Raw genomic sequence first — 1804 nt, forward strand, 5'->3', positions numbered from 1 at the left:
GCCGTATTAGGCCAAATGACCACCGACTCACAGGAGGCCATTCATACCATTCGGGACACGATATGGGCGCTCAATCCTGACAACGATGCACCCGATAAGTTGTTGGAAAAGATGAAATCGGTGGGTTTTAAACTGCTTATGCCCCACGGCATTGCGTTTGCTTTTGAGAATGAAGTACCCGTTTCACAGTTACCCGTTTTTTCGATGGAACAGCGGCGAAACCTGTATCTGATCTATAAAGAAGCCTTGCACAACATCGTCAAACACAGTGAGGCGGCCAACGCTCAGGTTCGCATTTTTCAGCAAAAGGCTGATTTACACGTCCGTATCTCAGATGATGGAAAAGGTTTTGATGCTGTTCAGACTCAGGAAGGCAACGGTCTGAAAAATTTTCAGAAGCGGGCTAAAGAAGGTGGATTTGCCGTAAAGGTAACGTCGGAAGTGGGAACAGAAGTAGAAATCATCATCCCTAATCAAAGCGTATGAAATTAGCTATTTTACTACTTGCTATTCTCTCCCTGCCGCTGGCAGCACAACCCGTGCTGACAATCAGCGATGCCCGCCAAATGAATGAAGTAGCTCCCTATACTTATTTTCTAAAAAGAGTAAATCCGAAACTTACTTACGAACAAGTTGCCCAGTTTCCGCTTGACTCGTTTGAGTCGATTCATCGAAAAGAAGTAGTCCAACTTGCTCGTCAAAACGGCACTTCATGGCTCATGTTTCAGCTAAAAAATCAGACGACTGCTGAATTATTTTTGATTTCCTCGTTTCGGCAATATGGCCAATTTGATGTATTTATACTGGATGAAAAAGGTAAGCAAACGCATGTTCGGAGCGGGTTAGTAGTGCCAGACTCAACACAACTTGTAATGGCAAACCCGCCTGTAATTCCGCTTGGTAGCCGCCCGCAAAAGGTATATGTACAGGTGCGGCGGAATGGAGATGCGTTTGGTGATTATTGGCGAGTGGGTGATATGGGTCAGGCACTGTTGGCAAAACAACAAACGACTCGCTGGCAGAGTATTGCGTTGGGTGTTTTTTTACTAATGTTTGTTTTTTCGTTGGTATTTTTTCTGCGCCTACGTACCCCTTTGTTGGGTTGGTACGCTTTGTTAATGTGTAGTATTGTGGTGTTTTACATCGACTACTACCAACTGCTGAACGACTATAAGACCCTTCTGTTTTGGCGTTTTACCCCGCTTTTCAATTCAGCTTATTTTTATGAACTATGCTGGTCCCTTTTTCATATCCGCTTCCTGAATCTACGCCATTATTCCCGTTTTCTTTATTGGGCTATTATAGTGACGAATGCCCTCACATGGATAGACGATTGGACTGCTCACATAAGTCAGTGGGTGACAGGCTCTTCTTTTTCGTATATCAATATCGTTTTTGGCTGGTTTGGTTTTACGTGGGCGAGTCGCATCTTATTAGTTCTTTATCTGCTGTTAATCAGTTTGTTGTATGTAAATTTTAAAAATTTTCGTCAACTATTTCTCTACACCATTGCCTTTGTTATCAGCGTTGTTACTATGATTGTTGCCCTGTTTGCATGGAATAATTTTGAGTGGCTTCCTTTCATTCCTTACAATAATACTTGGGTATTAGGTATCGTGATTGAAGTAATAATTTTGGGCTACATCTTAGGCAAACGAGCCGATGAATACCGCAAAGACCAAGCCCGCACCCAACAACAACTCATTGTTCAGCTTCAGGAAAACCTGCGGCAGCAAAACAAACTCCTGCAACTTCGGGATGAAATCGCCCGTGATTTACATGATGAAGTGGGGGCTACGCTTAC

2 protein-coding genes are annotated in these 1804 nt (G+C 43.4%); both read left to right on the forward strand.

Annotated elements, in window-relative coordinates; all coding sequences use genetic code 11:
- Positions 1 to 486: sensor histidine kinase (locus tag K339_RS0109905; protein WP_028523434.1), on the forward strand; the 486-nt coding region annotated here is incomplete at its 5' end.
- A partial coding sequence (locus K339_RS0109910; protein ID WP_028523435.1) for a 7TM-DISM domain-containing protein occupies positions 483 to 1804 on the forward strand: 1322 nt, incomplete at its 3' end. The genes K339_RS0109905 and K339_RS0109910, both read left to right, overlap by 4 nt.

The organism is Runella limosa DSM 17973, from assembly GCF_000482465.1.
Taxonomy (GTDB): Bacteria; Bacteroidota; Bacteroidia; order Cytophagales; family Spirosomataceae; genus Runella; species Runella limosa.